The organism is Actinosynnema sp. NPDC023658, from assembly GCF_040639995.1.
GTDB lineage: Bacteria > Actinomycetota > Actinomycetes > Mycobacteriales > Pseudonocardiaceae > Actinosynnema.
This window is the reverse complement of sequence record NZ_JBFAAX010000440.1, coordinates 3,166-4,773: the sequence shown is the minus strand read 5'-3', so window position 1 is coordinate 4,773 and position 1,608 is coordinate 3,166. Positions and strand designations below refer to the sequence as shown.

Sequence of the window (1,608 nt, the reverse complement as noted above, 5' to 3'; positions counted from 1 at the left end):
GTGGACCGTGGTGGTCCGGTTCGGCTCTCTCAGAACCGCACAGTGGATGCGTAGCATTTTCGTAGCAAGTCCTCGGCCTATTAGTACCGGTCAACTCCAGCCGTTACCGACCTTCCATCTCCGGCCTATCAACCCAATCGTCTCTTGGGGGCCTTAACCCACAAAGGGTGGGATACCTCATCTAGGAACAGGCTTCCCGCTTAGATGCTTTCAGCGGTTATCCCTTCCGAACGTAGCCAACCAGCAATGCCCTTGGCAGGACAACTGGCACACCAGAGGTCCGTCCGTCCCGGTCCTCTCGTACTAGGGACAGCCTTCCGCAAGTATCCTACGCGCGCGGCGGATAGGGACCGAACTGTCTCACGACGTTCTAAACCCAGCTCGCGTACCGCTTTAATGGGCGAACAGCCCAACCCTTGGGACCTACTCCAGCCCCAGGATGCGACGAGCCGACATCGAGGTGCCAAACCATGCCGTCGATATGGACTCTTGGGCAAGATCAGCCTGTTATCCCCGGGGTACCTTTTATCCGTTGAGCGACCACGCTTCCACAAGCCATGGCCGGATCACTAGTTCCGACTTTCGTCCCTGCTCGACCTGTCGGTCTCACAGTCAAGCCCCCTTGTGCACTTGCACTCGACACCTGATTGCCAACCAGGCTGAGGGAACCTTTGAGCGCCTCCGTTACCCTTTGGGAGGCAACCGCCCCAGTTAAACTACCCACCAGGCACTGTCCCTGATCCGGATCACGGACCGAGGTTAGACATCCAGTACGACCAGAGTGGTATTTCAACGACGACTCCACCATGACTGGCGTCACAGCTTCACAGTCTCCCACCTATCCTACACAAGCCGAACCGAACACCAATACCAAGCTATAGTAAAGGTCCCGGGGTCTTTCCGTCCTGCCGCGCGTAACGAGCATCTTTACTCGTAATGCAATTTCGCCGGGCCTGTGGTTGAGACAGTCGAGAAGTCGTTACGCCATTCGTGCAGGTCGGAACTTACCCGACAAGGAATTTCGCTACCTTAGGATGGTTATAGTTACCACCGCCGTTTACTGGCGCTTAAGTTCTCAGCTTCGCCCCGAAGAGCTAACCGGTCCCCTTAACGTTCCAGCACCGGGCAGGCGTCAGTCCGTATACATCGTCTTGCGACTTCGCACGGACCTGTGTTTTTAGTAAACAGTCGCTTCTCGCTGGTCTCTGCGGCCGAAAAATCCTAGCCCGCAAGGGGCTTCAAATCCCTCGGCCCCCCTTCTCCCGAAGTTACGGGGGCATTTTGCCGAGTTCCTTAACCACAGTTCGCCCGATCGCCTCGGTATTCTCTACCTGACCACCTGTGTCGGTTTGGGGTACGGGCCGCATGAACACTCACTAGAGGCTTTTCTCGGCAGCATGGGATCACTCTACTTCGCCTCAATCGGCTATGCATCACGTCTCAGCCTACATGCAGCACGGATTTGCCTATGCTACGGCCTACACGCTTACACCAGTACTACCACTCACTGGCGGAGCTACCCTCCTGCGTCACCCCATCGCTTGACTACTACAAGTTCAGGTCCCGCGCTCCACAACCACAGTCGTCCGAAGACTTCCACGGCGCTTT

General features: G+C 56.6%; 1 rRNA gene (only partly in view). It reads right to left on the bottom strand.

Features of this window, described 5'->3' with window-relative positions:
* Nucleotides 1–60: 60 nt before the first annotated feature.
* Nucleotides 61–1,608, bottom strand: a 23S ribosomal RNA gene (locus AB0G02_RS28385); it runs 1,356 nt beyond the window's last position.